This window comes from Maribacter algae, from assembly GCF_047345745.1.
Classification (GTDB): Bacteria; Bacteroidota; Bacteroidia; order Flavobacteriales; family Flavobacteriaceae; genus Maribacter.
In genome coordinates, this window is record NZ_JBLFES010000004.1 from 39,386 (window position 1) to 63,699 (window position 24,314).

The window sequence follows — 24,314 nt, forward strand, 5'->3', positions numbered from 1 at the left end:
ACTAACTACTTAATACTAACTACTTAGTACTTGATACTTTTTACTGAATACTGAATACTGAATACTCATTTTACTCATTTTCATTGGGCTCAATAGGGTTGGTCTCTTCGTTCTTGTTTTTCGCATATAGATAACCGCGTTTCCACCACAATGTCATTTTTGCTTTATCAAATATCAAGGAATTGGTCGTCAGGATAGTAGGCGTATAAAAAAGATTGATAATGGCGTTATTTTGGTTGGCTACCAATTTCCCAATTCTAATATTTTGATGTTCTATCCTGTCCAGAATAAAGCTCATCATGGTCGTCAACAATTCAAAAGGATTTCTAGAAGGCATCCTATTTAAATAATTGACTTCGGTATGAAGCACAATCACGTCCACTTCGGTAGCACCTCGTTTTATGGCCTCCTCTATGGGTACAATGCTTCCAAGACCCCCATCGGCATACTCACATCCATCTTTACGAACCAAACTCATAAAAGGCGTATAATTCGAGGACATCCAAATCCAATCACAGAATTCGTCATAGGTACAGTCATTGATGGATTTATATTCTACCTGGTTCAGGGTTAAATTAGAAACGGTAACGACGACATCTGTATCGCTGTTCTTCAGCTTCTCGAATTCTTCGACCGTAACACTATTGCGTATGAGCTTTCTTAGATTCTCGCTCTCCCCAAAGGTCTTTTTGCCCTGGATGAAATTCCACAAAACCCGCCAATGGTTTATGGATATTTCATCTATCCCATATTTTTTCTTGATGACGAACGGGCAGTTATTAAAAATGGTTTTCTGGTTTACGTTGGAGTAGATTTCTTTTATTTTATCCAGTTTACCCAGTGCCAGATGCGATATCAATAAACTTCCTGTGGAGGTTCCCACAAATAAATCATACTTTTTTCCAGATTCTTGAATCAGGAATTGTGCCACTCCACCCGCAAATGCTCCCTTGCTCCCTCCTCCTGAAATAACCAACGCTTTCATGGTAATTTAATTTTGGTCTGAAGATAACGCAAATCAGATTCGTTTAATTGCTGCGCTATTTTTAATATCAGGTTTTTTTGTTCTTCATTTTCCAACTGTGTGTCCAATAAACGACGCGCAAAATTTCTAAACTGCCATGAATGGTGTGTTGTAGCTTTGACCAATTCCGTTAGGGCATGGTAATCCAACGCGTCGATTTCGGACAGATATTGAAATGCCATGCTACGTATTTCAGCATTGTAAATCGATGTGGTATAGCTAGTCAATTCCTTAAGATATCCTTGTTTTTTATCATCGTTAAAATCAGGAGTGGCCAATGCCAAGGTCAACCACAACAGGCGCACATTTTTATTGGGAAGGCCCATTATAGATGGCGTTCTTTCCAAATATTGCTTTCTTCCTTCGGGGAAATTTACCCAGAGTTTTAACAGTGCCGTTTCAACGGTTATATAACTTTCGTCCAACAAGAGCGATTCATACTGAGTTTTTAGTTTTGTGGTCGATGTACGAGATCCCGAAATACCGTATAGCGAATTGGCCAAGGCCTGTCTGATTGGAACGGTATCCGAAGCAAATGCCCTATCGATAATGACTTCGGGTAAAATTTGATGATGGTTTTCTATCAGCTGTTTTTTTAAATGTACAGAAGTAGTTTTGTTCCAATACGTTTCATAATCCAAATCGTCACTTTTGACCTGTTGGAATTCGTTCTCCATTTCAAACAGAATTTTTAACGACGGGGAATATTTTTTTAACATCGATTTTATAGATTCAAAAGGAAAGTCCACATGCTCCAACCACTGCTTCTTAAAGTCGGACAAATCCATCTTACTTGACAATTCCATTTCCGTTAAGAAGTCCGTTACCGTTACATTTTTGAACTGATGTTTTACCAGATAATTTTTAATTCCCTTTTTGAAAGCCATTTCTCCAAGTTGTTCCTTGAGCATGAATAACGCCAAGGCTCCTTTTTCATAAAAGGTAAGACTACTTGCTTTTGGGTTTAATAAAGACTCCCCTTCTCCCTTTTGGGATTGTGCCTGTAACTGTTGTGCCGATGCATATAGTTTCCAATACAAATGGTCGTCACCAAAAATATGTTGTTCCGCTAAATAGGCGTAATAGGTGGCAAAACCCTCATGGAGCCAATGATGCTTGCCATTTTTCTCCGTCACCAAATTCCCGAACCATTGGTGCGCCAACTCATGTGCATTTACATTTACATAATTTTTGTCCACAAAAGCAGTGGAATCGATAACATATTGATCAGAGAAAATAGTAGCTGTCGTGTTTTCCATTCCGGCATATAGAAAATCATGTACCGGAATTTGCTTGTAGATTTGCCATGGATAGGGCACTCCTATTTCGGCCTCCATGAAATCAAAAATTTGTTCGGTGTATCTATAGGTCGGTTCTACTTTAAGACTATCCATGGAATAATAATAGTTCTCGATAGGAATCCCGCTTTTGGAAACCAATTCCTGTTTTTTGTAATCCCCAATCGCAAAAGCCAAGAGATAGCTGCTCATTGGTTTTTTCATATTTAAAGAAATTATCCAACTACCATTATGATTGCTTACAACTTCTTTTATAGTACCGTTTGCTATGATTTCCAGATCTTTAATTTCACTCGTATCAAAACTTAAATCAAATTCAATTTTCTCCTCCATGTCATCAAGACTGGGCAACCAATGGCTGGTGTATTTTCCCTGACCTTGGGTCCAAATTTGTTCATTGCCTTCTATTTTATCTTCCCATCCGGAAAAGTAGACCGTTTGCTCAGGTACACAAGCGTAATTTATAGAAAGTATATTCTTATCTGATTTAGGTATATTCTTGGAAATAGTAATACGTTTTCCGTCATATTGATAGGCGATTCTTTTTCCATTCAAATTAACCCATTCAAAATTCATATTCTGGGCATCCAAAAAAACCGAATCCAAATCCTGTAAAACATTAAACTCATAAACTACTAATCCTTCTACTCGCTTCTCTTGAGGAATAGGTTTGATCGAAACGTCTGCCCTAATAAAATCGACTTTATCCTGATGTTGTCCCATCAAGAAAAATCCAAACAGGGAGAAAATGAAAAAATGAAAACCTTTCATAAGATAAAGATATTGAAATGGAACAAGTTCGTTGGATGATACCAATCTTAAATAATATCGATTCAAATCCACGCATACGAAATAGGCGATAAACCAGTTTACCTAGTTACAACCGCCAACCCGTTAAACCAGCTCTGATGAAAGGAATCTTCCTTTTATATACCCTTTTTCTATTACATTATGTATCAGCACAGCAAAGTGGTATAAATCCGGTACGAGATGCCTTTCTAAGCATTGCGACCGATGCCCGTGCGGCAGGCCAAGGCGATATCGGCGTAGCCACTGCTACCGATGTATTTTCGCAATTATGGAATCCCTCCAAATATGTTTTTTCGGCCAAAAAAATTGAGGTCGGTATTATCCAAATATTCACAAGCAGTCAAGACTTTGATGAGTTTTCCCAACTTAACTTTAATTTTTATAATAAACTAAATGACCGCAGTGCCTATGCTTTGAGTATTCGTAGTTATGCCAATTCCGTTGGTTCCTTTGTTGAGACCGGAATAGTTAATCGTGCCAATGAATTGTCCATTGGTGGTTCATATACGATGAAGTTGAGCAATGAGTTTGCCATGGCCGTAGGGGGTCGCTATATTTCTTTAAATGAAAAAGCACCTATGTTGGACGGTTTTAACACTAATTCCAGTCTTTACGGTATTGATGTTTCCGGGTTTTACCAAGGGAACGAAATAGCCTATAAAGCGTTCAATGGCAGATGGCGGGCAGGGTTCAACTTTTCGAATCTGAGAGGTAAATCTTTTGAAGATAAGAAACACATTGAAATCTATGCACCTTCCACATTGAAAATAGGACTAGGTTTTGATTTTATTTTTAATCAAGATAAACGGTTGGCAGTTACTTCAGAATACAAAACACTGCTGGATTCTTATACCGAAAACGAAGCGGGCGAACCTTTAGAATTTGTTCTTGAGGGTTCCGCAATGGGTGCGGGACTAGAATTTACATTTAGGGAAAAATTAGTTCTGAGAACAGGTTACTCCATTGGAATTAACAGGGCAACGGATACTTTCGCCACATTGGGCACTGGTTTCAAAGGTAGATTTGTTGACTTGGATGTTGCCATTTTGTTAGGTGTCTCTGATGCAGAAAATCTGATACGGCAAAAACTACGTTTGTCCCTTGGGTTAAATTTAGACGAGGTGTTTTGATCTCATAATCTCAACTAATTGGCAACCCGCACTTATTAAGGTTGTTACTAAAAATTTCAGATTTTATGATGCCTTGTCGCAATTGGCTTGCACTTCATTATGTGAACGACTAATTTAGACGAATGAACGCTAATTTTCTTCAAACTCCTGTAGCCTATTTAAAGGGCGTTGGTCCCAATAGGGCAGAAAGTTTGCAATCGGAATTGGGCATTCACGTATATCAAGATTTATTGAATCTTTTCCCCAACAGATATATTGATAAGACACAGTACTATAAAATAAATCAACTTCAAAAAAGCAATGCCGATGTCCAGATCATTGGCAAAATTGTACACCTCAAAACGGTTGAGCAAAAAAGGGGAACACGACTGATCGCAAAATTTCAGGACGAAACTGGGGCTATGGAGCTGGTCTGGTTTAGAGGTCAAAAATGGATACGGGAAAATTTAAAATTAAATACGTTTTATGTCATTTTTGGAAAATGCAATGTGTTCAACAATGTATTTTCCATGCCCCATCCGGAAATGGAATTGTTATCGGAACACGAGCAAGGCTTAAAAGTGCACATGCAACCCGTGTACCCTTCCACGGAAAAATTGAGCAACAAAGGCATCACCAATCGTGTCATTAGCAAACTCATGCAACAATTGTTTCTGGAAACCAAAGGGAAGTTTTCAGAAACCCTATCGGACAAGTTATTATTCGAACTTAAGTTAATATCAAAAAGCGAAGCATTATTCAATATACATTTTCCTAAAAGCCAAGCGTTGTTGGCAAAATCACAATTTCGGTTAAAATTTGAGGAGCTTTTTTACCTACAAATGCAGCTTATCGCCAAAAATATGTTGCACAAACAAAAAATAAAGGGTTTTACTTTTGACCAAGTGGGTACGCTCTTTAATGATTTTTATGCCCATCATTTGCCTTTTGAATTGACCAATGCCCAAAAAAAGGTCATCAAAGAAATTAGGGCAGATTTAGGAAGTAATGCCCAAATGAACCGGCTTTTACAGGGCGATGTAGGTTCCGGCAAGACCATTGTTGCCGTTATGACCATGTTGTTGGCTATAGACAATGGTTTTCAGGCCTGTTTAATGGCTCCTACAGAAATATTGGCCAATCAGCATTTTCAAGGTATTTCGGAATTATTGGAAGGTACAGGGGTAACCTGTGCCCTACTTACCGGTTCCGTAAAAAAATCAGCTCGAAAACCTATCCATGAACAATTGGAAAATGGCGGATTGAACATCCTTGTCGGTACACACGCATTGTTGGAAGATAAAGTAAAGTTCAAGAATTTGGGCCTAGCGATCATAGATGAACAACATCGGTTTGGCGTTGCACAACGATCAAAGCTTTGGCACAAAGGAAGCCCACCCCTGACCCCTCCCAAAGGGAGGGTAAAAGAGATTCATCAAAAATATAAAACTGCCCAACCATCAATATACGATCTGTTGAAAACGAATGAACAAGAAAGAAAAAAACACACTACGGCATCAAAAAAAATGCTATGGGAAAAATTAAACGATGAACAACTTGGAATAAAATTTAAAAGACAACATCTCATAGATGAATTCATCGTCGATTTTGTATGCATCTCCAAAAAGTTGATTATTGAGATTGATGGTGAATACCCTAATGAGCCATCTCAAAAAAAAGCCGATGCTTTAAGGACAGCAATCTTAACTGAATTTGGATATAAGGTAATTCGCTTTAAAAATGAAGAAGTTATTGGAGCTATCGATACAGTCGTACAAAAAATCAAGTACGTATGGAATAGCCTCCCCTCTGGGGAGGATGGAGGGGCTTTACCACCCCATATTTTGGTGATGACGGCAACGCCTATCCCAAGAACCTTGGCCATGAGTTTGTATGGCGATTTGGATATTTCTGTAATCGATGAACTACCGCCAGGGAGAAAACCCATTAAAACCGTGCATCGGTATGATTCCAATCGGTTAAAAGTATTTCAATTCATAAGGGACGAAATCAAAAAAGGGAGACAAATCTATATTGTTTATCCGCTTATTCAAGAATCAGAAGCATTGGATTATAAGGATTTAATGGATGGTTACGAGAGTATTGTCCGTGATTTTCCCCAACCGGAGTTTCAAATTTCCATAGTTCACGGGCAAATGAAACCGGCCGATAAAGAATATGAAATGGAACGGTTTGTAAAGGGCGAAACCCAAATCATGGTCGCCACTACCGTTATCGAGGTAGGTGTAAACGTTCCAAATGCTTCCGTAATGATTATTGAAAGTGCCGAACGTTTTGGACTTTCTCAGTTACATCAGCTACGTGGGCGTGTGGGGCGTGGTGCGGACCAAAGTTTCTGCATCTTAATGACAAGTCATAAACTCTCCGCAGAGGCCAAAACAAGGTTGGAAACCATGGTACGCACCAACGATGGTTTTGAAATAGCCGAAGTAGATCTGAAATTACGTGGACCGGGCGATATTATGGGAACACAACAAAGTGGTATCCTCAATTTAAAAATCGCCGATATCGTCAAGGACAATGAAATCTTGAAATCCGCTAGGTACTATGCGTTACGCATTCTAAAGGACGACCCATCCTTGGAAAAACCTGAGAACTTGGTCATACGTCATTCTTATGCGCAATTAATCAAATACAAGAATATTTGGAATTATATAAGTTGAATTGAGGATATTTATGTAACTCATAACTACATGTATATCAACGCGTTAAAATTAGGTTAATTCTAAATATTTAGCATTACAACTTCTGAAAATGCAATAATTTACAGGCAAAACTACCTATCATGAAAAAAATAATACTTGGTATAGGCATTTGCACCTTAGCCCTCATTGGAATTTCTGCTTCCACGAACAACCCCACATCTGAATTAACGAAAGATTTTGCTTTTGGCAATCCTGAAATAAGTTCTATTAATAGTTTGAGTTTTGGTCCTGACGGCATTTTGTTCGTAGGCGATTCCAAAAACGCTTCCATTTATGCCCTTGACACTAAAGATGTTGAAAAGATAGATAAAAGTGAAGGTATTGATATGGGTGAATTTGACGCTAAAGTTGCAGCCGCATTAGGTACCACGGCCGATAAAATTAAAATAAATGATATGGCGGTAAACCCCATATCCAAAAAGATATACTTTGCTATAAATAGTATGGACGGTACGCCGGTTCTTTTAAGCTTGAGCAATGGTAACTTTGAAAATATTTCTTTAAAAGCAATAGGCTATTCTCAAGTAGAACTTGAAAATGCCATAGCAGAAGATGCAAAAGACAAAAGAGGCAGACCACAACGCATCTGGTCAATTTCAGATATAAAATACCACAAAGGCAAGGTTTTGGTATCAGGGCTTTCTAACAAAGAATTTGCTTCTACATTTAGAAGCATTCCTTTTCCTTTTAAAACTGTCCAAGATCAGGCATCATTGGAAATATGGCATGCAGCACATGGTCAATATGAAACCCACGCACCTATTAAAACCTTTGATGTTATCACTATGGACAATACAGAATATCTCATGGCCAGCTATACCTGTACTCCGTTGGTTCTTTTTCCAATGAGCGATTTGAAAGATGGCGTACATACCAAAGGGCGTACTGTTGCGGAGTTAGGTGCAGGTAATTCTCCTTTAGATATGATATCTTATGAAAAGGAAGGAAAAAAGTATTTTTTAATGGCCAATACCAATCGTCCTGTGATGCGATTGGATTATGAAGATATTGCCAATTTTAAGGAGACCATTACCGATACAGTTTCAGAATTTGGAGTGGCTACCGGAGTGCCTTATGATAATCTTCCTATGCCTTATGTTTTTCAAATGGATACGCTAGATAGTGAAAATGTAGTTTATGTACAGCGAACAGCTTCTGGAGAAATGGTTCTGAGAAGTCGCCCTACCAAGTGGATGTAATCTTATACAAAATAAGTTTAAAAAAGATCAAGTCAGTCTTGGTCTTTTTTTGTGTCACCTTTTTTCTAGGTTGTGATACAAAGTCTACTGCTATAGATATCGAATTGATATATGAAGGTGATAAAGCAGTAAGTGTTCTATTCAAAACAAAATCGGAGACAGATAAGCTACAGGTTTATATACAGAAAAATACGATCACTCCTATTCTAGGTGCTATGACCACAGATGGAAACAGCCATAGTTTTATACCTGTTATACCTTTTACTCCTTGTGAAAAATATCAAATTAAAAATGGAGAACAGATTATAGGAGAATTTATGGTAGCACCAACAAGGTTAGAAGAAAAACCAAAATTAGAAGCTATATATCCAAGTAACGATACCATACCGGAGAATCTTCTGAAAATGTATTTTATTTTTTCGGAACCTATGCAAGAGGTTGGCAACATTTTAGATTTTATTACGGTATTTGATAACACTGATAAGAGTTATAAAAAGGTGTTTCTAGAATTGCCATCGCACCTATGGAACAGAGAACATAACCGATTAACACTTTGGTTAGACCCAGGCCGTATAAAGACTGATTTAATTCCGAATAAAAGAGAAGGACTACCTGTAAATAAAGACCATTCTTATACGCTAAAAATCGATAAAAATTTAAAATCTGCGAAAGGAATACCCCTGAGGCAATCGTATTCAAAAGTTTTTTATGTCAATTCAAAGGATACAGAAAAACCTAACCTTTCTAAATGGCAAATTGGCAATCCTAAAAAAGATTCAAAAGACACGCTCATAATTAAGTTCAATGAACCTATGGATGCAATTTTGGCAAAAGAGACCATTCTTATTAAAAATAGTTATGGTAGAGTTATCGATGGAAAGTATGCGCTCTCAGAAAATGAGCAACAATTAAATTTTTATCCAAAAAAACCATGGCCTGCCGGGACTCATGAAATAGAAGTACTTTCAATATTTGAAGATTTAGCTGGTAACAACCTTAATCATCTTTTTGACAACAATCTAAAAAATGAAGTCAAAAAGGAAAAATATACCGAAACAAAAAGTATTCCGCTCATTATTGAATAAAAGGGTCTTGTACATATGCACAAGACCCTTTTTAATTGTTTTGACAACTAAATTGATGTTTAGTTGGCAGGAGTATTAATGTCTTCTCCCTTTTTAAGTCTTTCTAAAGCTTGTTCAAGTCTTGGTTTAAAATTTTCCGGGGCAACGGCCAATGATTTATTAATGGATTTTACGGCATTTTTATAATCCCCTTTGGCAGAATAAGCCCTAGCTAAACCATAATTACTAGGCCATACCCCCTTATTTTTCTTTACGTTAGCCTTTAGTATGCTTAAGGCTTTATCATTATCCGCACCTATTAATTGCGTTCCCGCACCATATATTTCACGAGCACTCCCCAAACTAACTGCCTTATCCAATAACATGTCCGCTTCAGAGGTGTTTCCTTGTTTTCTGAGAATTCTAGATTTTAAAGCCAGATTGGCAAAGGTTTCCTCACTGAAAAATTGTCCAGCTATAGAAGCATTTACCCATTCCAAAGCCTTATCCATTTCACCTGCATTAAAAGCGTAGTTAGCGGCTTGGTCCCAAGTAGATTGTTGAAAACCGGTCGGGTTCCTAAGGTCATTGGCAATACCTTCCAGTACAATGTTTTTTACATCAACTTCTATCTTGAAAGGAATTTCTTTTTTTTCCCATTTTAAACTGGCCACGGCACTTGTTGCATCTACAGTATCAAAGCCAAAAGTCAACATTTCTACAAATGAATCCAATTCTTTGGATTTTGTATTGAATCGAAGAACATCCTCAGCTTCATCATAAAAGTAGCTACCCCAAGAAGTGGTATTACTTGAAAGGATACCCAAAACATCACCATTTTCCTCCAACGCAAAAAATAAGGCGTATTTGCCCGCTTTTACATCGTTTCCTTCAATCTTGACATCATGCGTAAACTCAATTGTCGTGTTATAATCGGCACCTGCTCTCCAAGGGGCTGACTTTGAGGTACCAAAACCAAGGTCGTTAAATCCATAGGGAACTAATTTTCCCCAAATTTCTCTTCCCTTTACGTAAGGTCTGTTGTAATGTATAGTGATATCCGTTATTCCTACGCGCTGCATTACTTCGGCCTCAGGACTACCGGCCGGAGTAGTTAGTTGTGCTGATAAAGTAGGTATTAAAAAGGGGGCAAGTAAAAAAAATAGGCATAGGTATGCCTTAGCGTTAAACTGTTTCATATTGTTCTTAAATCAAGTTGTTAATTTTGCAATGTAACAACTCTCAAAGCCCTTTAGCGTTACCATTTTGTTAAAATACCCCATTGCCATGTTAAACCTCAAATGTTTCTAACAAACCTGACAATCTTTGTTGAACATCGTAATTTAAGGGGCCTGAATTTCTATACACTATACCTTTTTAATAATTTCGTCAGTCAAGAATTTTAAAGTATATGAGTGCTAAAAAGACATTATTTGATAAAGTTTGGGATTCCCACGTAGTTCATCAAATTGAAAACGGTCCGGATGTATTGTTCATTGACCGTCATATGGTTCATGAAGTGACCAGCCCCGTTGCTTTTTTGGGGCTTAAGAACAGGAATATTAGAGTAATGCATCCTGAGAAAACGTTCGCAACGGCAGATCACAACACCCCTACTATAAATCAACATTTACCGGTACAAGACCCTTTGTCCGCCAACCAATTAAAAATGTTGGAAGAAAATGCAAATGAGTATGGTATTTCCTATTGGGGTCTGGGTCATGAAAAAAATGGTATAGTCCATGTAGTTGGCCCGGAATATGGAATTACGGTACCCGGTGCTACCATTGTTTGTGGCGACTCGCATACATCAACACATGGAGCCTTTGGAGCTATAGCATTTGGTATTGGTACTTCTGAAGTAGAAATGGTTCTGGCCACACAATGTATCATGCAACCCAAACCAAAGCGAATGCGCATCAATATCTCGGGAAATCTACAATATGGTGTAACCCCAAAGGATGTGGCGCTTTTTATCATCTCACAATTAACAACTTCCGGGGCTACGGGCTATTTTGTGGAATATGCCGGTGATGTCTTTAAAAATATGACTATGGAGGGCCGTATGACCGTTTGCAATCTAAGTATAGAAATGGGTGCTCGTGGTGGTATGATCGCTCCCGATGAGACCACCTTTCACTATATAAAAGGCAGAGAATTCACGCCTAAAGGTACTGATTGGGACAAGGCCATGGACTACTGGCAAACACTTCACACAGATCCGGATGCCATTTTTGATAAAGAGTTGACATTTGATGGATCCTTGATCGAACCTATGATTACCTACGGCACCAACCCTGGAATGGGGATGGGCATTTCAAACGATATTCCAAAATCCGATGCGGTACAAGGAGGAGCAACGACCTACAAGAAATCCTTGGAATATATGAAGTTTGATGAAGGTGATTCCATGATAGGAAAAGCTATCGATTTCGTATTTCTGGGAAGCTGCACCAACGGAAGAATAGAAGATTTTAGAGCTTTTGCATCTATTGTAAAAGGAAAACGAAAAGCTGATAATGTGACGGCCTGGTTGGTTCCCGGCAGTCATAAAGTAGAGTCGGCAATCAAAGAAGAAGGTATTTTGGATATTCTCACAGAAGCAGGTTTTGAATTAAGGGAACCAGGTTGTTCCGCTTGTTTGGCGATGAACGATGATAAAGTGCCTCCTGGAAAGTTGGCGGTAAGTACTTCTAACAGAAATTTTGAAGGAAGGCAAGGTCCCGGCTCTAGAACGCTCTTGGCCAGTCCTTTGGTTGCCGCAGCTGCCGCAGTAACGGGCAAGGTTACGGACCCACGTGAACTAATGGAAAAAGAAGTAGTTGCTGGTTGATAGTTGTCGGTTGACAGTTATTTTATAACGCAACCACCATCAGAACCATCAACTAACAACTATTAACAAACAACTAAATAAAAATGGCATACGATAAATTCAATATACTCACCTCTACCGCAGTTCCTTTGCCCATAGAAAATGTGGATACGGACCAGATCATACCGGCTCGTTTCCTAAAAGCCACGGAGCGAAAAGGGTTTGGCGACAACCTGTTTAGGGATTGGAGGTACAATCAGGACAATACCCCAAAGGCGGATTTTGTTTTGAACAATCCAAAATATTCAGGAAAAATACTGGTAGGTGGAAAAAATTTCGGTTCCGGCTCTTCCCGTGAACATGCTGCTTGGGCGGTTTACGATTATGGCTTTCGATGTGTAATCTCTAGTTTTTTTGCAGATATTTTTAGAGGGAATTGTCTGAATATTGGAGTGCTGCCCGTACAAGTAGGTGCCGAATTTTTGCAACAGATTTTTGTTACCATAGAAAAAGACCCTGAAACCGAAATTGAAGTGAACCTTTCCGAGCAGAAAGTTACCCTGTTGGCCACAGGAGCAAGCGAGTCTTTTGAAATTAACGACTACAAAAAAGGGAATATGAGTAATGGCTTTGATGATATTGATTACTTGTTGAATATCAAGGATGATATCAAGGAGTTTGCAAAGACGAGACCTTTCTAAAAATGAAGAGACGGCTCGAAATTATGGATACCACCCTTCGCGATGGCGAGCAAACATCGGGTGTTTCCTTTTCCGCTTCTGAAAAATTAACATTGGCCAAGCTCCTTTTGGGCGAGCTTAAGGTTGATCGTATTGAAGTGGCTTCGGCTCGGGTTTCCGATGGCGAGCTAGAAGCGGTACAACAGATTACGGATTGGGCAGCTACCCAAAACCATCTTGATAATATAGAAGTGCTCACTTTTGTAGACGGAGGCGTTTCTTTACAATGGATGCAAAAAGCAGGAGCCAAATCCCAAAATTTGCTGACCAAAGGTTCCCTAAACCATCTGGAGCATCAGCTTAAAAAAACACCGAAACAACATTTTTCCGAGATTGCTGAAATTTTTGAATCTGCCCAAAGTAAAGGTATCATCAATAACATATATCTAGAGGATTGGAGCAATGGTATGCGAAATTCTAAAGAATATGTATTTGAATTCTTGGATTTTCTTTCAACACAGCCAGTGAAACGGGTACTATTACCGGATACACTCGGAATTCTTACCCACACGGAAACCTTTGATTATTTAGCCGAAATTATAAAGAAATATCCTGACCTTCATATTGACTTTCATGGTCATAATGATTATGATTTAGGAGTAGCCAACATTATGGAAGCCGTAAAAGCGGGGTGTCATGGATTACACTTGACCGTAAATGGTATGGGCGAACGTGCAGGGAACGCACCAATGGCAAGTGCCATTGCAGTCATCAATGATTTTTTACCTCAGGTGAAAATCAATATCAATGAAAAAGCATTATTTAAAGTAAGCAAGTTGGTTTCAGCTTTTACTGGTATAAGCATTCCTTCCAACAAACCTATTGTTGGAGATAATGTTTTCACACAAACCGCTGGAATTCATGCAGATGGAGATAGCAAAAAGAATCTTTACTTTAGTGATTTAATGCCGGAGCGTTTCGGAAGAAAACGTAAGTATGCTTTGGGTAAAATGTCGGGAAAGGCAAATATCCAGAAAAATTTACAGGAACTGGGACTTACCTTGAACAACGAGGAACTAAAAAAAGTGACTGCCAGAATTATTGAATTGGGCGATAAAAAAGAACGTGTCACCAAAGATGACCTTCCTTTTATTATTTCAGATGTATTGGATACCGATACGCACAAACAAAAGGTCTTTGTCAAATCCTACGTGTTGACGCATGCCAAGGGTTTAATGCCATCTACCACGTTATCGGTAGAGATAGAAGGCAAAATGCACGAAGCCAATGCCCAAGGTGATGGTCAGTATGATGCTTTTATGAATGCCTTGAAAAAGGTTTACGAATCCAAAAAGATTGAATTACCAAAACTAGTGGACTATGCGGTACGTATTCCACCGGGAAGTACTTCCGATGCACTTTGTGAAACCGTAATTACGTGGGAATCCAATGGTACAGAATTTACCTCAAGAGGATTGGACTCGGACCAAACGGTAAGTGCTATAAAAGCTACGGAAAAAATGTTGAATATGATTTGAATCAGTTGACATTTGACAGTTCTAAATAAAAATATAACTATCACAATAACAAACCTCAATACTATTATCTTACATCTCAACACTAAAAAATGAAACTAAACATAGCACTTTTAGCCGGTGACGGAATAGGACCGGAAGTCATAGCACAGGCCGTAAAAGTATCCGATGCGATTGCAAATAAATACGGTCATGAAATCACATGGAAACCAGCACTAACCGGAGCGGCGGCCATTGATGCAGTGGGCGAACCATACCCAGATGACACCCATGAAACCTGCGTACAGGCAGATGCCGTACTGTTTGGCGCTATTGGTCATCCTAGATTTGATAATGACCCATCCGCCAAAGTACGTCCGGAACAAGGTTTATTAAAAATGCGTCAGAAATTGGGATTATTTGCTAATGTAAGGCCAACCTTTACCTTTCCATCGCTGATCGATAAATCCCCATTGAAGAGAGAACGTATAGAAGGAACCGATTTGGTTTTTCTTCGGGAGCTAACGGGAGGTATTTATTTTGGGGAAAGAGGAAGGCTAAACAATGGTAATACCGCCTATGACACCTGTACCTATCATAGGAACGAGGTGCAACGTATTGCCAAAAAAGGTTTTGAACTGGCCATGAAGCGTTCCAAAAAGCTCTGTTGTGTGGACAAGGCCAATGTTTTGGAATCTTCACGCCTGTGGAGAGAAACGGTTCAGGCTATGGAAAAGGATTATCCGGAAGTAGAAGTCGCCTATGAGTTTGTAGATGCAGTGGCTATGCGATTGGTACAATGGCCCAACGATTATGATGTGCTCATTACCGAAAATCTTTTCGGTGATATTTTGACCGATGAGGCCTCGGTTATATCTGGCTCAATGGGATTAATGCCTTCAGCATCCGTAGGGGAAAAAGCAAAATTATATGAACCCATTCATGGTTCCTACCCACAAGCCGCCGGAAAGGACATCGCCAATCCGTTAGCAACCGTTTTATCGGCAGCCATGATGTTTGAAGATTTTGATTTGGCCGAGGAAGCAAAGGCAATTCGAGATGCCGTCAACAAATCATTGGCAGAGGGAGTTGTTACCGAGGATTTAGCCGAAGGAGAAAAATCATACAAGACCAGCGAGGTAGGTGATTGGTTGGCCTCCAACATTTGACCATTTAAATCCCGTATCTATTTTATAATAGTAAAAGCCTTTGGTTTGTGGGGTTTAACCACTCGACATACAAATTATAAGGATACATTTTTAGTCTCTGTATTGTAGATTCTTTCAATTATCTTACGAAGGTCTGGAATAACCGTTCTGGCCAATCTGGAATTTCCATTTAATAAAACACAAATCCCCAAATCGGTTTCTGGAAACAACGCGATTTCATTTCGGTAGTTGTTAACACTCCCCCCATGATGCCAAACCTTGGTTTCCTGTTGTGTTTCAGCATCCTCGAATTCGTGTATTCTCCAGCCAAAACCATAATAGGATTGTTTATGGTTTGCCCATCGTTGATAATATTTACTGTGGCCCGGTATTTCAATAAAAGGGCTAAATGCTTTTTCTATGACTTTAGGTTGAAGAACTTCTGGGTTATGGCCTAACAAAAAACGCATCCATTTTGCCATATCCAAAGAACTGGCATTGATACCACCAGCTGCTACGGCATTATAATATTTATTTCGGAGTGCCGTCTTTTTCCATCCTCTCCTGCTTCTTACATGAGGCATCGCTACATTCTCTACCTCCAAAAGTGAATCATGATCCATGGAAATCGTTGACATACCCAGTGGACTAAAGAATTGATTTTTTAACTGTGTTTTAATGTCTTCCCCACATATTTTTTCCATGACTTCTTGACTAAGGGAAAACATTGCATTTTGATAACTATATACAGACCCCGGTTCACTTATGGGAGTGACTTCGTCAAAACGTTTTGCAATACTTGAAACGGATAATCCTGCTTCTACAAGGTTGGTAAAACTATGGTAAGGTGTCCCGGAACTATGGGATAAGATATGGGAAAGCCTTACTTTTTTTGTGTTTGACCTATCTCCAAATTGAAACTCGGGAATATAATCTACCACTTTGTCGTCCCAATCCAATTTACCTTCAGCTTCTAGACTAGCGGCCAAAACCCCGGCAAATCCTTTTGATAAAGACCCCAAACGAAAAACAGTTTCTCCGTTTACCTTGCTTTTATTATTTACGCTACGCTTTCCGAATCCGTCCGAAATCACAATAGAATCTCCTTGAACAATACTGACGCCTGCACCAACTATAGTACCGGAGGCAATAGCTTTGTTGAAGTATTCTTCTAAAGCAGTCTTTAGTTTTTGCTTTTTCGATGCATACAATGCTATCGCTTTTTTATCTACTTCTTTTTTATAAGATATCGATTTTGAAATACGAATTGTGGCTTCGTTTGAATGAATCTTTGAAGCTGTTATGACGGGAAGTATAAGAACTACTAGGATAGTTCCTATCAAAATTCTATAATGGCGCACGGGAATATTAGGTTAAGATTTTGGGTTAATAATATGTAAATAGGGTACCTATATAACTCATATATACCCAATTTATTTTATCGCCCTATCTTTTGAATTCCACAATTAAGGAAAACAACCCTCTATTTTATATCCGTTCATAGACTGATTTTCATCCCAACCAATCTCAGAAAATTGCAATAGCTATAAAATATAGTCGGTGCTTAAAAAATTGCTCACTTTAGCATCAAGCAATTGCTCCACGGTCTCATTGTTCAGCTCATTGTCCTTAAATGCCAAAAAAGTCCTGATGCTGAAAGAACGCAGCGCATCATGTACGCTCAATGTAGCTTGGGCAGAATCTTTTCTTCCCGTAAACGGATACACATCCGGTCCGCGTTGGCACGAGCTGTTCAAGTTTACCCTGCAGACCAAGTTGGCCAACGTATCTATCAATGGGGATAAGGTGTACACGTCCTTTCCAAATAAGCTTACCTGTTGACCGTAATTACTTTCGGCCATATCATCCAAGGGCTCCTCTATATCCTTAAATGAAACTACGGGAATTATGGGTCCAAACTGCTCTTCCTGATACACACGCATATCTTTGGAAACAGGATACAAAACCGCTGGCCATATATAATTGTCTGAATGCTCTCCACCTTTTTTATTCTGTACCGATGCTCCTTTTGCCAATGCATCATCCAATAATTCCTGGATATAAGCAGGTTTTCCGGGTTCAGGTAAGGGCGTCAATTTCACCCCGTCTTCCCAGGGATTTCCGAATTTCAATTCATCCACTTTTTTAGAAAATCGACTTAAAAATTCCTTTTTAATATCTTCATGTACATAGACCACTTTTAGAGCGGTACAACGCTGGCCGTTAAAAGAAGTGGTACCCGCTATGACTTCATCAATGGTTAGATCTAAATCTGCATCGGGTAGAATTATCGCAGGGTTTTTTGCCTCCAGTCCCAATACCAGACGCAATCTATTACTCTTTGGGTGCTGTTCCTGTAGAGCATTGGCAGATTTACTATTCCCGATCAAAGCCAGTACGTCCACTTTTCCCGTTTTCATAATCGGAGCGGCAACCGCCCTGCCCCTACCGAACAAAATATTTACGACACCTTTGGGGAAACTGGATTGGAAGGCTTCCAGCAAAGGAGTAATCAATAAAACTCCATGTTTTGCTGGCTTAAAAACCGTAGTATTTCCCATGATAATGGCAGGAATCAATAAGGCAAACGTCTCGTTCAGCGGATAATTATAAGGCCCCAAACAGAGTACGACCCCCAATGGACCCCGGCGAATATGTGCATATACTCCCTGATGTTTTTGAAACTTGGCACTTCCCCTATCCAAATCCTTATATTCTTCTATGGTATCCTCAACATATTCGACCGTACGATCGAACTCTTTTTGGGAATCCGGTAACGATTTCCCAATCTCCCACATCAACAATTTCACTACTTCGGCACGTTTTTCCTTCATCTTACCAACGAAGGTTTCCATACACTCAATACGGTCTTTTACTTTCATTGTAGGCCAAACTCCTTGTCCCTTATCATATGCTTTTAAAGCGCCGTCCAGCGCCTCCAAAGCCTCCGGTTCTCCCATATCCGGGATACTTCCCAAAAGCGTGGGTTTATATTCATGGGTAGTAGAAATACTGGAAAATACTTCCGTTGTATTTCCTTCCCATTTTTTTAATTCGCCGTTCACCAAATAATGTCTTTGGTCTATCGTGTCCGTAATCTGAAATTCTTGAGGTATGTTGGTCGTTTTCATATGTGTTTTTTATCTAGTCGTATAAAAGTGGAAAATAATCAAACCAAATATTCAAATAAGTCCGGTTTGTCATTCAAATAGTCGCCGTAAAAGTTATTGACTTTCATCCGGTGTACCAAAGGTGCTAAATCTTCGGGAGACTTCAATTCGATTCCTACTACGGCCGGGGCATTTTCCTTGCTGGACCTTTTTGAGTATTCAAAATGGGTAATATCATCCAAAGGGCCCAAAATCTCCGCTACAAACTCTTTTAGAGCCCCGGGCCTTTGTGGAAAACGAACAATAAAATAGTGCTTTAACTTTCCATAAAGCAATGCACGCTCCTTTATCTCTGCCGTTCTTGCTATATCATTATTGCTCCCACCAACAATACAAACTACGTTTTTTCCAACGATTTCCGTTTTAAAATCATCTAATGCAGCAATGGTCATGGCTCCCGCAGGCTCTACCACAATGGCATCCCTATTGTATAAATCTAAAATTGTTTGGCACACCTTACCTTCCGCTACCGTTACCATTTCATTAAGATATTTATCGCAAATGGGAAATGTAAGTTCCCCTACTCGTTTTACTGCGGCACCATCTATAAATTTATCTATCGTTTCTAAAGTGACTACCCTTCCCTCCGCAATGGAAGTTTTCATTGAAGGTGCGCCCATAGGCTCCACCCCGATAATCTTTGTATTTGGGGAAAGTTCCTTAAAAACGGATATCAATCCCGATGCCAATCCACCACCACCAATACATACGAACAAATAATCAATAGGAGTTTTGTCCTGTTCCAGAATTTCCAACCCCACCGTAGCCTGACCTTCTATAATTTTAGGATCGTCGAAGGGATGCACAAATATTTTTCCGGTTTCCTCTTCATGTACTTTGGAGGCGTTAAATGCGTCATCAAACGTATCACCTTCCAATACAACAGTTACCCAATCCCCACCAAACAGTTTTGTTTGCTGTACTTTTTGATTTGGCGTTACGGAAGGCATGTAAACCGTACCTTGAATTTTTAAATGGTTGCATGCAAAAGCAACGCCTTGGGCATGATTCCCGGCACTGGCGCAGACGACTCCTTTTTTACGTTCTTCTGCAGAGAGCGAACTTATCTTATTAAAAGCTCCACGAATCTTATACGAACGCACGCGTTGAAGATCTTCCCTTTTTAAAGAAATAGTACTATCAAAAACCTTGGAAAGTCGAAAACTCTCTATCAACGGTGAAGGCTCGGCAACTTGGGCGATGGTCTTGGCCGCCGCCCGTATGTCTACTATGCTTGGAAAATATGCCATAAAAAATCGGGCACATGGCCCGATCAACTTTGGTTGGTAATTAAACTATCGGTTTCATTGCGGTCATGGACTCACGGAGCCTTGCTCCTACTATTTCTACATCATGCTCGCGCAACGCTTTGTTTACGGCGATTAATTTAGCGTTATCTACGCCATTTCCATCGCCTTCGCTGTACGTTTTACCGATTACATCGGTATCAATAGTCTTCATGAAATCCGCTAACAAAGGTTTGCAGGCATGGTCAAACAAATAACAGCCATATTCAGCGGTATCCGAAATAACCCGATTCATTTCGAACAGTTTTTTTCTTGCTATAGTATTGGCAATCAATGGCGTTTCATGTAATGACTCATAATAGGCCGATTCCCCTATGATTCCGGATTCGGTCATGGATTCATAGGCCAATTCTACCCCTGCACGAACCATAGCCACCATCAAAACTCCATTATCATAAAATTCCTGCTCACTTATTTCCATATTGCCAGCTGGAGTTTTCTCAAAAGCGGTTTCACCTGTTGCAGCTCTCCACGTTAACAAATTTTTATCGTCATTGGCCCAATCTTCCATCATCGTCTTAGAGAAATGACCGGTCATGATATCATCCATGTGCTTTTGGAACAAAGGGCGCATGATATCTTTCAATTCTTCGGACAATTCAAATGCTTTTATTTTGGCAGGATTGGAAAGACGGTCCATCATATTGGTGATACCACCGTACTTCATACCTTCCGTAATGGTTTCCCATCCGTATTGAATCAATTTTGAGGCGTATCCGGCATCGATTCCCTTTTCGATCATCTTATCGAAACAAAGAATGGAACCGGTCTGCAACAAACCACAAAGAATGGTCTGTTCCCCCATTAGATCCGATTTTACCTCTGCAACGAAAGAGGACATCAACACCCCTGCCCTATGGCCTCCCGTGCCTACGGCATATGCCTTTGCCTGTGCCAAACCTTTACCTTCCGGGTCATTCTCCGGGTGAACCGCAATCAAAGTAGGTACTCCAAAACCTCTTTTATATTCTTCACGAACTTCTGAACCTGGGCTTTTAGGAGCGACCATAATTACGGTCAAATCTTCCCGAACCTGCGTTCCTTCTTCCACAATATTGAATCCGTGGGAATAAGAAAGTGTAGCTCCTTTTTTCATTAAAGGCATCACGGTACCGACTACAGCGGTATGTTGCTTGTCCGGTGTCAGGTTGATAACTACATCCGCAGAAGGAATCAGATCCTGATAATTTCCAACGGTAAAACCATTTTCAGAAGCGTTTATATAAGATTGTCTTTTCTCTTGAATGGCAGCGTCCCGTAAAGCATATGCAATATCCAAGCCGGAATCCCTCATGTTCAAACCTTGGTTAAGTCCCTGTGCGCCACAGCCAACAATGACTATTTTTTTTCCTTTTAGGGCATTAATACCATCAGCGAATTCAGCAGCATCCATAAATCTGCACTTTCCTAACTGCTTTAATTGGTCACGTAATGATAGCGTATTAAAATAATTTGCCATTTTGTATTCTCTTTTGTTTAATTATAAATTGATTAGTTGTGTTGAAATTCTCTTAACAATGCCGAAATCTGCATTTCATCTTTTGAGACGGATATTCTCCCGGAGCGAACAAACTGCATGATTCCATAAGGTTTGAACTGCTCGTATATTTCATCAATTTCATGCTTTCTTCCTGTTTTAGCGAGCACGAAAAAATCACGGGCTACCGTAACGATCTGAGAATTGCTTTCCTTTATAATATTCTGTATCTGACGTTCATCAAACAATAAATTCGAAGCAATTTTGAACAAAGCGGATTCCTGATAAATAGTCTCATCATCTATATGATAGAAAGCTTTTATCACTTCTATCTGTTTCTCTATTTGACCTACAATATTACGCACCCATTTTTCCGTAGTATAAACGACTATAGTGAATTTTGAAACATTTTCAATTTCTGATTTTGAGACATTTAAACTCTCTATATTAATATGTCGCTTTAAAAATATTCCAGATATTCTATTCAATAATCCTACATTATTCTCAGAATAAACCGATATGGTAAACCATTGTTTTTCCATGTGTTACTATCTCTACTTTTAATATTTTCTAACCGCTAAAATTACCCCGGAAGACCAATTCATCTTAGTGATGCCAAAATCTTTTCTACCTTCTAAATATGCCGTTAAATCTGTCACATTATCCTCGTGACCTTCTAGCCAATTGGGCTGTGATACCATATCATCGATTACATAAAACCCACCGATTTTTATCATGTCCATAATGGTGTCAATATGGCTATATTTTCCTGGCCACGTATCGGCAAAAATTAAATCGAACTTAGGGCCTTTGTAATTTTCTATCCATTTGCCACCATCTTCACGGATAATTTGTAATCGCTCATCATGTCCGAAATACTGTTGTGCGATAGCGATAAGCTCTGGATCGTTATCAACTGTGATTAATTTAGAGCTTTTATCCATTCCATCAACCATCCATGAAAGACTCAGGCCGATACCGGTACCCAATTCCAGAATATGAGCGTTTGGCTTGGAACTTACCAACGTTTTTAAAAGCGAACCGATATACAAATCCGATGGCATTGAAAATCCGATTTCCTCTGATTTTGCCTGAATCCGATGATGTATTTTTGGTATGTCCTGAATATTTGAATCGTTCATCACCAATTTATAGCATATTCCGTTTAGAAAATTAATTTGTGAATTATTTCAGTCTGATCTCAGAAACCGCTGCTCCAGAGGGTATCATCGGGAATACATTATCTTCTTTCTCCACTTTTACTTCCAAAAAGTACGGTTTGTCCGATGCCATCATTTCCTGCACCGCAGCTTTTAGATCTTTACGTTCACTGACCCGTTTCGCTTCAATATGATATCCTTCCGCAATTTTTACAAAATCGGGATTTACCATAACGGTGGAAGCATAGCGTTTGTCAAAAAATAGCTCTTGCCATTGGCGTACCATCCCTAAATGGTCATTATTCAGCACTACAATTTTTACAGGTATATTATGTTGAAAAATAACCCCTAGTTCCTGAATGGTCATTTGGTAACCGCCATCTCCGATAATGGCAACCACTTCCCTATCCATGGCACCCATTTTAGCCCCGATAGCCGCCGGTAGCGCAAATCCCATAGTTCCCAGGCCGCCAGAGGTAATATTACTTTTTGATTCCTTGAATTTTGCGTAGCGACAAGCAATCATTTGGTGCTGTCCTACATCTGTTACGATAGCTGCTTTATGTTCCGAAGCGATATTGATTTCTTCGATTACTTCGCCCATAGTCAACCCTTCCTTTGTTGGATGGATGTCATTCTTTATGACGGTATCGTACTCTATTTGATATTTTTCCTTGAACTGGTTATGCCAGGCTTCATGTTTGTTTGAATTGATCAAAGGAAGCAATAACCCAAGTGTTTCTTTGGCATTGCCCAATACAGCTACATCTGCATTTACATTCTTATTGATTTCGGCCGGATCAATTTCAAAATGCAATACAGTAGCTTGTTTGGCATAATCTTCCAATCTACCCGTAACCCGATCATCAAAACGCATTCCTACGGCTATCAATACATCGCACTCGTTGGTAAGGATATTGGGGCCGTAATTACCGTGCATTCCTACCATACCAACATTTAAAGGATGGTCCGTATCCAAGGCCGATGCTCCCATGATGGTCCAAGCAGCAGGAATGCCTGCCTTTTCTACAAAAGCCCTTAGTTCTGATTCGGCTTTTCCTAAAATGATTCCCTGCCCCCAAACAATAAACGGTTTTTTAGCGGCATTAATGACTTCTGCAGCTTCCTTAATTTGGGACATATCCGGAGTTGGAACGGCTTTATAACTTCTAACACCTTTACATTTTTCGTATGAAAACTCAAATTCATCAAATTGGGCATTTTTGGTAATATCGACCAGTACGGGGCCTGGACGGCCAGATTTGGCAATATAGAATGCCTTTGCCATAATTTCAGGAATTTCAGAAGCCTTTGTGATTTGATAATTCCACTTTGTAACGGGTGTCGAAATACCGATGATATCCGTTTCTTGGAATGCATCCGAACCCAACAAATGTCTTGGCACTTGTCCGGTGATACAGACCATAGGCGTTGAATCTATTTGTGCATCGGCCAATCCTGTCACCAAATTGGTAGCACCCGGCCCCGAAGTAGCCATAGCAACACCTACTTTTCCCGAAATCCTGGCATAACCTTGTGCCGCATGTGTGGCACCCTGCTCATGACGTGTCAAAATATGGGTCAGTCTATCCTGGAACTTATAAAGCTCATCATAGACCGGCATGATTGCACCGCCGGGATAACCATATAATAAATCTACTCCCTCCTCCAAAAGGCAATGAATAATTGCCTCGGCACCGGTAATTTTCATGGAAGTCTTCTTTTTGATTTCCGTACTATTTTCCTTTAATGTCTCCATTTCTAATACTCGAATTCAAGTACGGAGTTAAAAATCAAATCATTGAAATTTGTCCCA

Annotated in this window: 18 protein-coding genes; 8 read left to right on the forward strand and 10 right to left on the reverse strand. The window is 39.6% G+C overall.

Annotated elements, in window-relative coordinates:
• Nucleotides 1-70: 70 nt before the first annotated feature.
• Together ACKWBX_RS14735 and ACKWBX_RS14740 are read right to left on the reverse strand one after the other, a co-directional pair.
• A complete protein-coding gene (locus tag ACKWBX_RS14735) occupies nucleotides 71-985 on the reverse strand; it encodes a patatin-like phospholipase family protein (protein ID WP_413969483.1) in 915 nt (304 codons plus the stop codon).
• Nucleotides 982-3,093: a M1 family metallopeptidase gene (locus ACKWBX_RS14740; RefSeq protein WP_413969484.1), complete on the reverse strand. Its 2,112-nt coding sequence runs from the start codon at nucleotides 3,091-3,093 to the stop codon at nucleotides 982-984. The genes ACKWBX_RS14735 and ACKWBX_RS14740 overlap by 4 nt, the downstream gene beginning before the upstream one ends.
• 137 nt (nucleotides 3,094-3,230) lie before the next feature.
• Between ACKWBX_RS14740 and ACKWBX_RS14745 the strand changes: the two genes are divergently transcribed.
• The 4 genes from ACKWBX_RS14745 (at nucleotide 3,231) to ACKWBX_RS14760 (ending at nucleotide 9,251) form a co-directional block, all read left to right on the forward strand.
• Nucleotides 3,231-4,262, forward strand: a complete 1,032-nt coding sequence (locus ACKWBX_RS14745) for a PorV/PorQ family protein (RefSeq protein ID WP_413969485.1) — start codon at nucleotides 3,231-3,233, stop codon at nucleotides 4,260-4,262.
• Between the two features lie 122 nt (nucleotides 4,263-4,384).
• Nucleotides 4,385-6,925 carry a DUF559 domain-containing protein gene (locus ACKWBX_RS14750; RefSeq protein WP_413969486.1) on the forward strand — a complete coding sequence of 847 codons (2,541 nt, stop codon included), beginning with the start codon at nucleotides 4,385-4,387 and terminating at the stop codon, nucleotides 6,923-6,925.
• 122 nt (nucleotides 6,926-7,047) lie between these two features.
• Complete coding sequence (locus tag ACKWBX_RS14755; RefSeq protein ID WP_413969487.1) at nucleotides 7,048-8,166, forward strand: hypothetical protein; 1,119 nt, start codon at nucleotides 7,048-7,050, stop codon at nucleotides 8,164-8,166.
• A complete protein-coding gene (locus ACKWBX_RS14760) occupies nucleotides 8,157-9,251 on the forward strand; it encodes an Ig-like domain-containing domain (RefSeq protein WP_413969488.1) in 1,095 nt (364 codons plus the stop codon). The genes ACKWBX_RS14755 and ACKWBX_RS14760 overlap by 10 nt, the downstream gene beginning before the upstream one ends.
• A gap of 59 nt (nucleotides 9,252-9,310) precedes the next feature.
• Here ACKWBX_RS14760 and ACKWBX_RS14765 read toward each other — a convergent pair whose 3' ends face one another.
• Entirely contained in the window at nucleotides 9,311-10,429 is a 1,119-nt protein-coding gene (locus ACKWBX_RS14765) for a DUF2911 domain-containing protein (protein ID WP_413969489.1), read from the reverse strand.
• A 212-nt stretch (nucleotides 10,430-10,641) separates the two neighbouring features.
• Here ACKWBX_RS14765 and leuC point away from each other — a divergent pair, with 212 nt between their 5' ends.
• The 4 genes from leuC (at nucleotide 10,642) to leuB (ending at nucleotide 15,405) form a co-directional block, all read left to right on the forward strand.
• Nucleotides 10,642-12,063, forward strand: coding sequence for a 3-isopropylmalate dehydratase large subunit (leuC, locus tag ACKWBX_RS14770; RefSeq protein WP_413969490.1), 1,422 nt, complete (start codon nucleotides 10,642-10,644; stop codon nucleotides 12,061-12,063).
• 83 nt (nucleotides 12,064-12,146) lie between these two features.
• Nucleotides 12,147-12,743, forward strand: coding sequence for a 3-isopropylmalate dehydratase small subunit (gene leuD, locus ACKWBX_RS14775; protein ID WP_413969491.1), 597 nt, complete (start codon nucleotides 12,147-12,149; stop codon nucleotides 12,741-12,743).
• A gap of 2 nt (nucleotides 12,744-12,745) precedes the next feature.
• Nucleotides 12,746-14,260: an alpha-isopropylmalate synthase regulatory domain-containing protein gene (locus ACKWBX_RS14780; RefSeq protein WP_413969492.1), complete on the forward strand. Its 1,515-nt coding sequence runs from the start codon at nucleotides 12,746-12,748 to the stop codon at nucleotides 14,258-14,260.
• An 89-nt stretch (nucleotides 14,261-14,349) separates the two neighbouring features.
• A complete protein-coding gene (leuB, locus tag ACKWBX_RS14785; protein ID WP_413969493.1) occupies nucleotides 14,350-15,405 on the forward strand; it encodes a 3-isopropylmalate dehydrogenase in 1,056 nt (351 codons plus the stop codon).
• Between the two features lie 74 nt (nucleotides 15,406-15,479).
• Here leuB and ACKWBX_RS14790 read toward each other — a convergent pair whose 3' ends face one another.
• From ACKWBX_RS14790 to ilvB, 7 genes are all read right to left on the reverse strand, one after another.
• On the reverse strand, nucleotides 15,480-16,745 hold the full coding sequence (locus ACKWBX_RS14790) for a serine hydrolase domain-containing protein (protein WP_413969494.1): 1,266 nt from the start codon (nucleotides 16,743-16,745) through the stop codon (nucleotides 15,480-15,482).
• A 183-nt stretch (nucleotides 16,746-16,928) separates the two neighbouring features.
• Nucleotides 16,929-18,515, reverse strand: a complete 1,587-nt coding sequence (locus ACKWBX_RS14795; RefSeq protein WP_413969495.1) for an NADP-dependent glyceraldehyde-3-phosphate dehydrogenase — start codon at nucleotides 18,513-18,515, stop codon at nucleotides 16,929-16,931.
• A gap of 38 nt (nucleotides 18,516-18,553) precedes the next feature.
• Nucleotides 18,554-19,804, reverse strand: coding sequence for a threonine ammonia-lyase IlvA (gene ilvA, locus ACKWBX_RS14800; protein WP_413969496.1), 1,251 nt, complete (start codon nucleotides 19,802-19,804; stop codon nucleotides 18,554-18,556).
• Between the two features lie 40 nt (nucleotides 19,805-19,844).
• On the reverse strand, nucleotides 19,845-21,320 hold the full coding sequence (gene ilvC, locus ACKWBX_RS14805) for a ketol-acid reductoisomerase (RefSeq protein WP_413969497.1): 1,476 nt from the start codon (nucleotides 21,318-21,320) through the stop codon (nucleotides 19,845-19,847).
• A 32-nt stretch (nucleotides 21,321-21,352) separates the two neighbouring features.
• Nucleotides 21,353-21,880, reverse strand: a complete 528-nt coding sequence (gene ilvN, locus ACKWBX_RS14810; RefSeq protein ID WP_413969498.1) for an acetolactate synthase small subunit — start codon at nucleotides 21,878-21,880, stop codon at nucleotides 21,353-21,355.
• An 18-nt stretch (nucleotides 21,881-21,898) separates the two neighbouring features.
• Nucleotides 21,899-22,480: an O-methyltransferase gene (locus tag ACKWBX_RS14815; protein ID WP_413969499.1), complete on the reverse strand. Its 582-nt coding sequence runs from the start codon at nucleotides 22,478-22,480 to the stop codon at nucleotides 21,899-21,901.
• A 43-nt stretch (nucleotides 22,481-22,523) separates the two neighbouring features.
• Entirely contained in the window at nucleotides 22,524-24,257 is a 1,734-nt protein-coding gene (ilvB, locus tag ACKWBX_RS14820; RefSeq protein ID WP_413969500.1) for a biosynthetic-type acetolactate synthase large subunit, read from the reverse strand.
• Nucleotides 24,258-24,314 lie beyond the last annotated feature (57 nt).

Bases quoted from the DNA above. Each gene is read 5' to 3' on its own strand.
- ACKWBX_RS14735 (WP_413969483.1), bottom strand. From the start codon at position 985: ATGAAAGCGTTGGTTATTTCAGGAGGAGGGAGCAAGGGAGCATTTGCG.
- ACKWBX_RS14740 (WP_413969484.1), bottom strand. From the start codon at position 3,093: ATGAAAGGTTTTCATTTTTTCATTTTCTCCCTGTTTGGATTTTTCTTG.
- ACKWBX_RS14745 (WP_413969485.1), top strand. From the start codon at position 3,231: ATGAAAGGAATCTTCCTTTTATATACCCTTTTTCTATTACATTATGTA.
- ACKWBX_RS14750 (WP_413969486.1), top strand. From the start codon at position 4,385: ATGAACGCTAATTTTCTTCAAACTCCTGTAGCCTATTTAAAGGGCGTT.
- ACKWBX_RS14755 (WP_413969487.1), top strand. From the start codon at position 7,048: ATGAAAAAAATAATACTTGGTATAGGCATTTGCACCTTAGCCCTCATT.
- ACKWBX_RS14765 (WP_413969489.1), bottom strand. From the start codon at position 10,429: ATGAAACAGTTTAACGCTAAGGCATACCTATGCCTATTTTTTTTACTT.
- leuC (WP_413969490.1), top strand. From the start codon at position 10,642: ATGAGTGCTAAAAAGACATTATTTGATAAAGTTTGGGATTCCCACGTA.
- leuD (WP_413969491.1), top strand. From the start codon at position 12,147: ATGGCATACGATAAATTCAATATACTCACCTCTACCGCAGTTCCTTTG.
- ACKWBX_RS14780 (WP_413969492.1), top strand. From the start codon at position 12,746: ATGAAGAGACGGCTCGAAATTATGGATACCACCCTTCGCGATGGCGAG.
- leuB (WP_413969493.1), top strand. From the start codon at position 14,350: ATGAAACTAAACATAGCACTTTTAGCCGGTGACGGAATAGGACCGGAA.
- ACKWBX_RS14795 (WP_413969495.1), bottom strand. From the start codon at position 18,515: ATGAAAACGACCAACATACCTCAAGAATTTCAGATTACGGACACGATA.
- ilvA (WP_413969496.1), bottom strand. From the start codon at position 19,804: ATGGCATATTTTCCAAGCATAGTAGACATACGGGCGGCGGCCAAGACC.
- ilvC (WP_413969497.1), bottom strand. From the start codon at position 21,320: ATGGCAAATTATTTTAATACGCTATCATTACGTGACCAATTAAAGCAG.
- ilvN (WP_413969498.1), bottom strand. From the start codon at position 21,880: ATGGAAAAACAATGGTTTACCATATCGGTTTATTCTGAGAATAATGTA.
- ACKWBX_RS14815 (WP_413969499.1), bottom strand. From the start codon at position 22,480: ATGAACGATTCAAATATTCAGGACATACCAAAAATACATCATCGGATT.
- ilvB (WP_413969500.1), bottom strand. From the start codon at position 24,257: ATGGAGACATTAAAGGAAAATAGTACGGAAATCAAAAAGAAGACTTCC.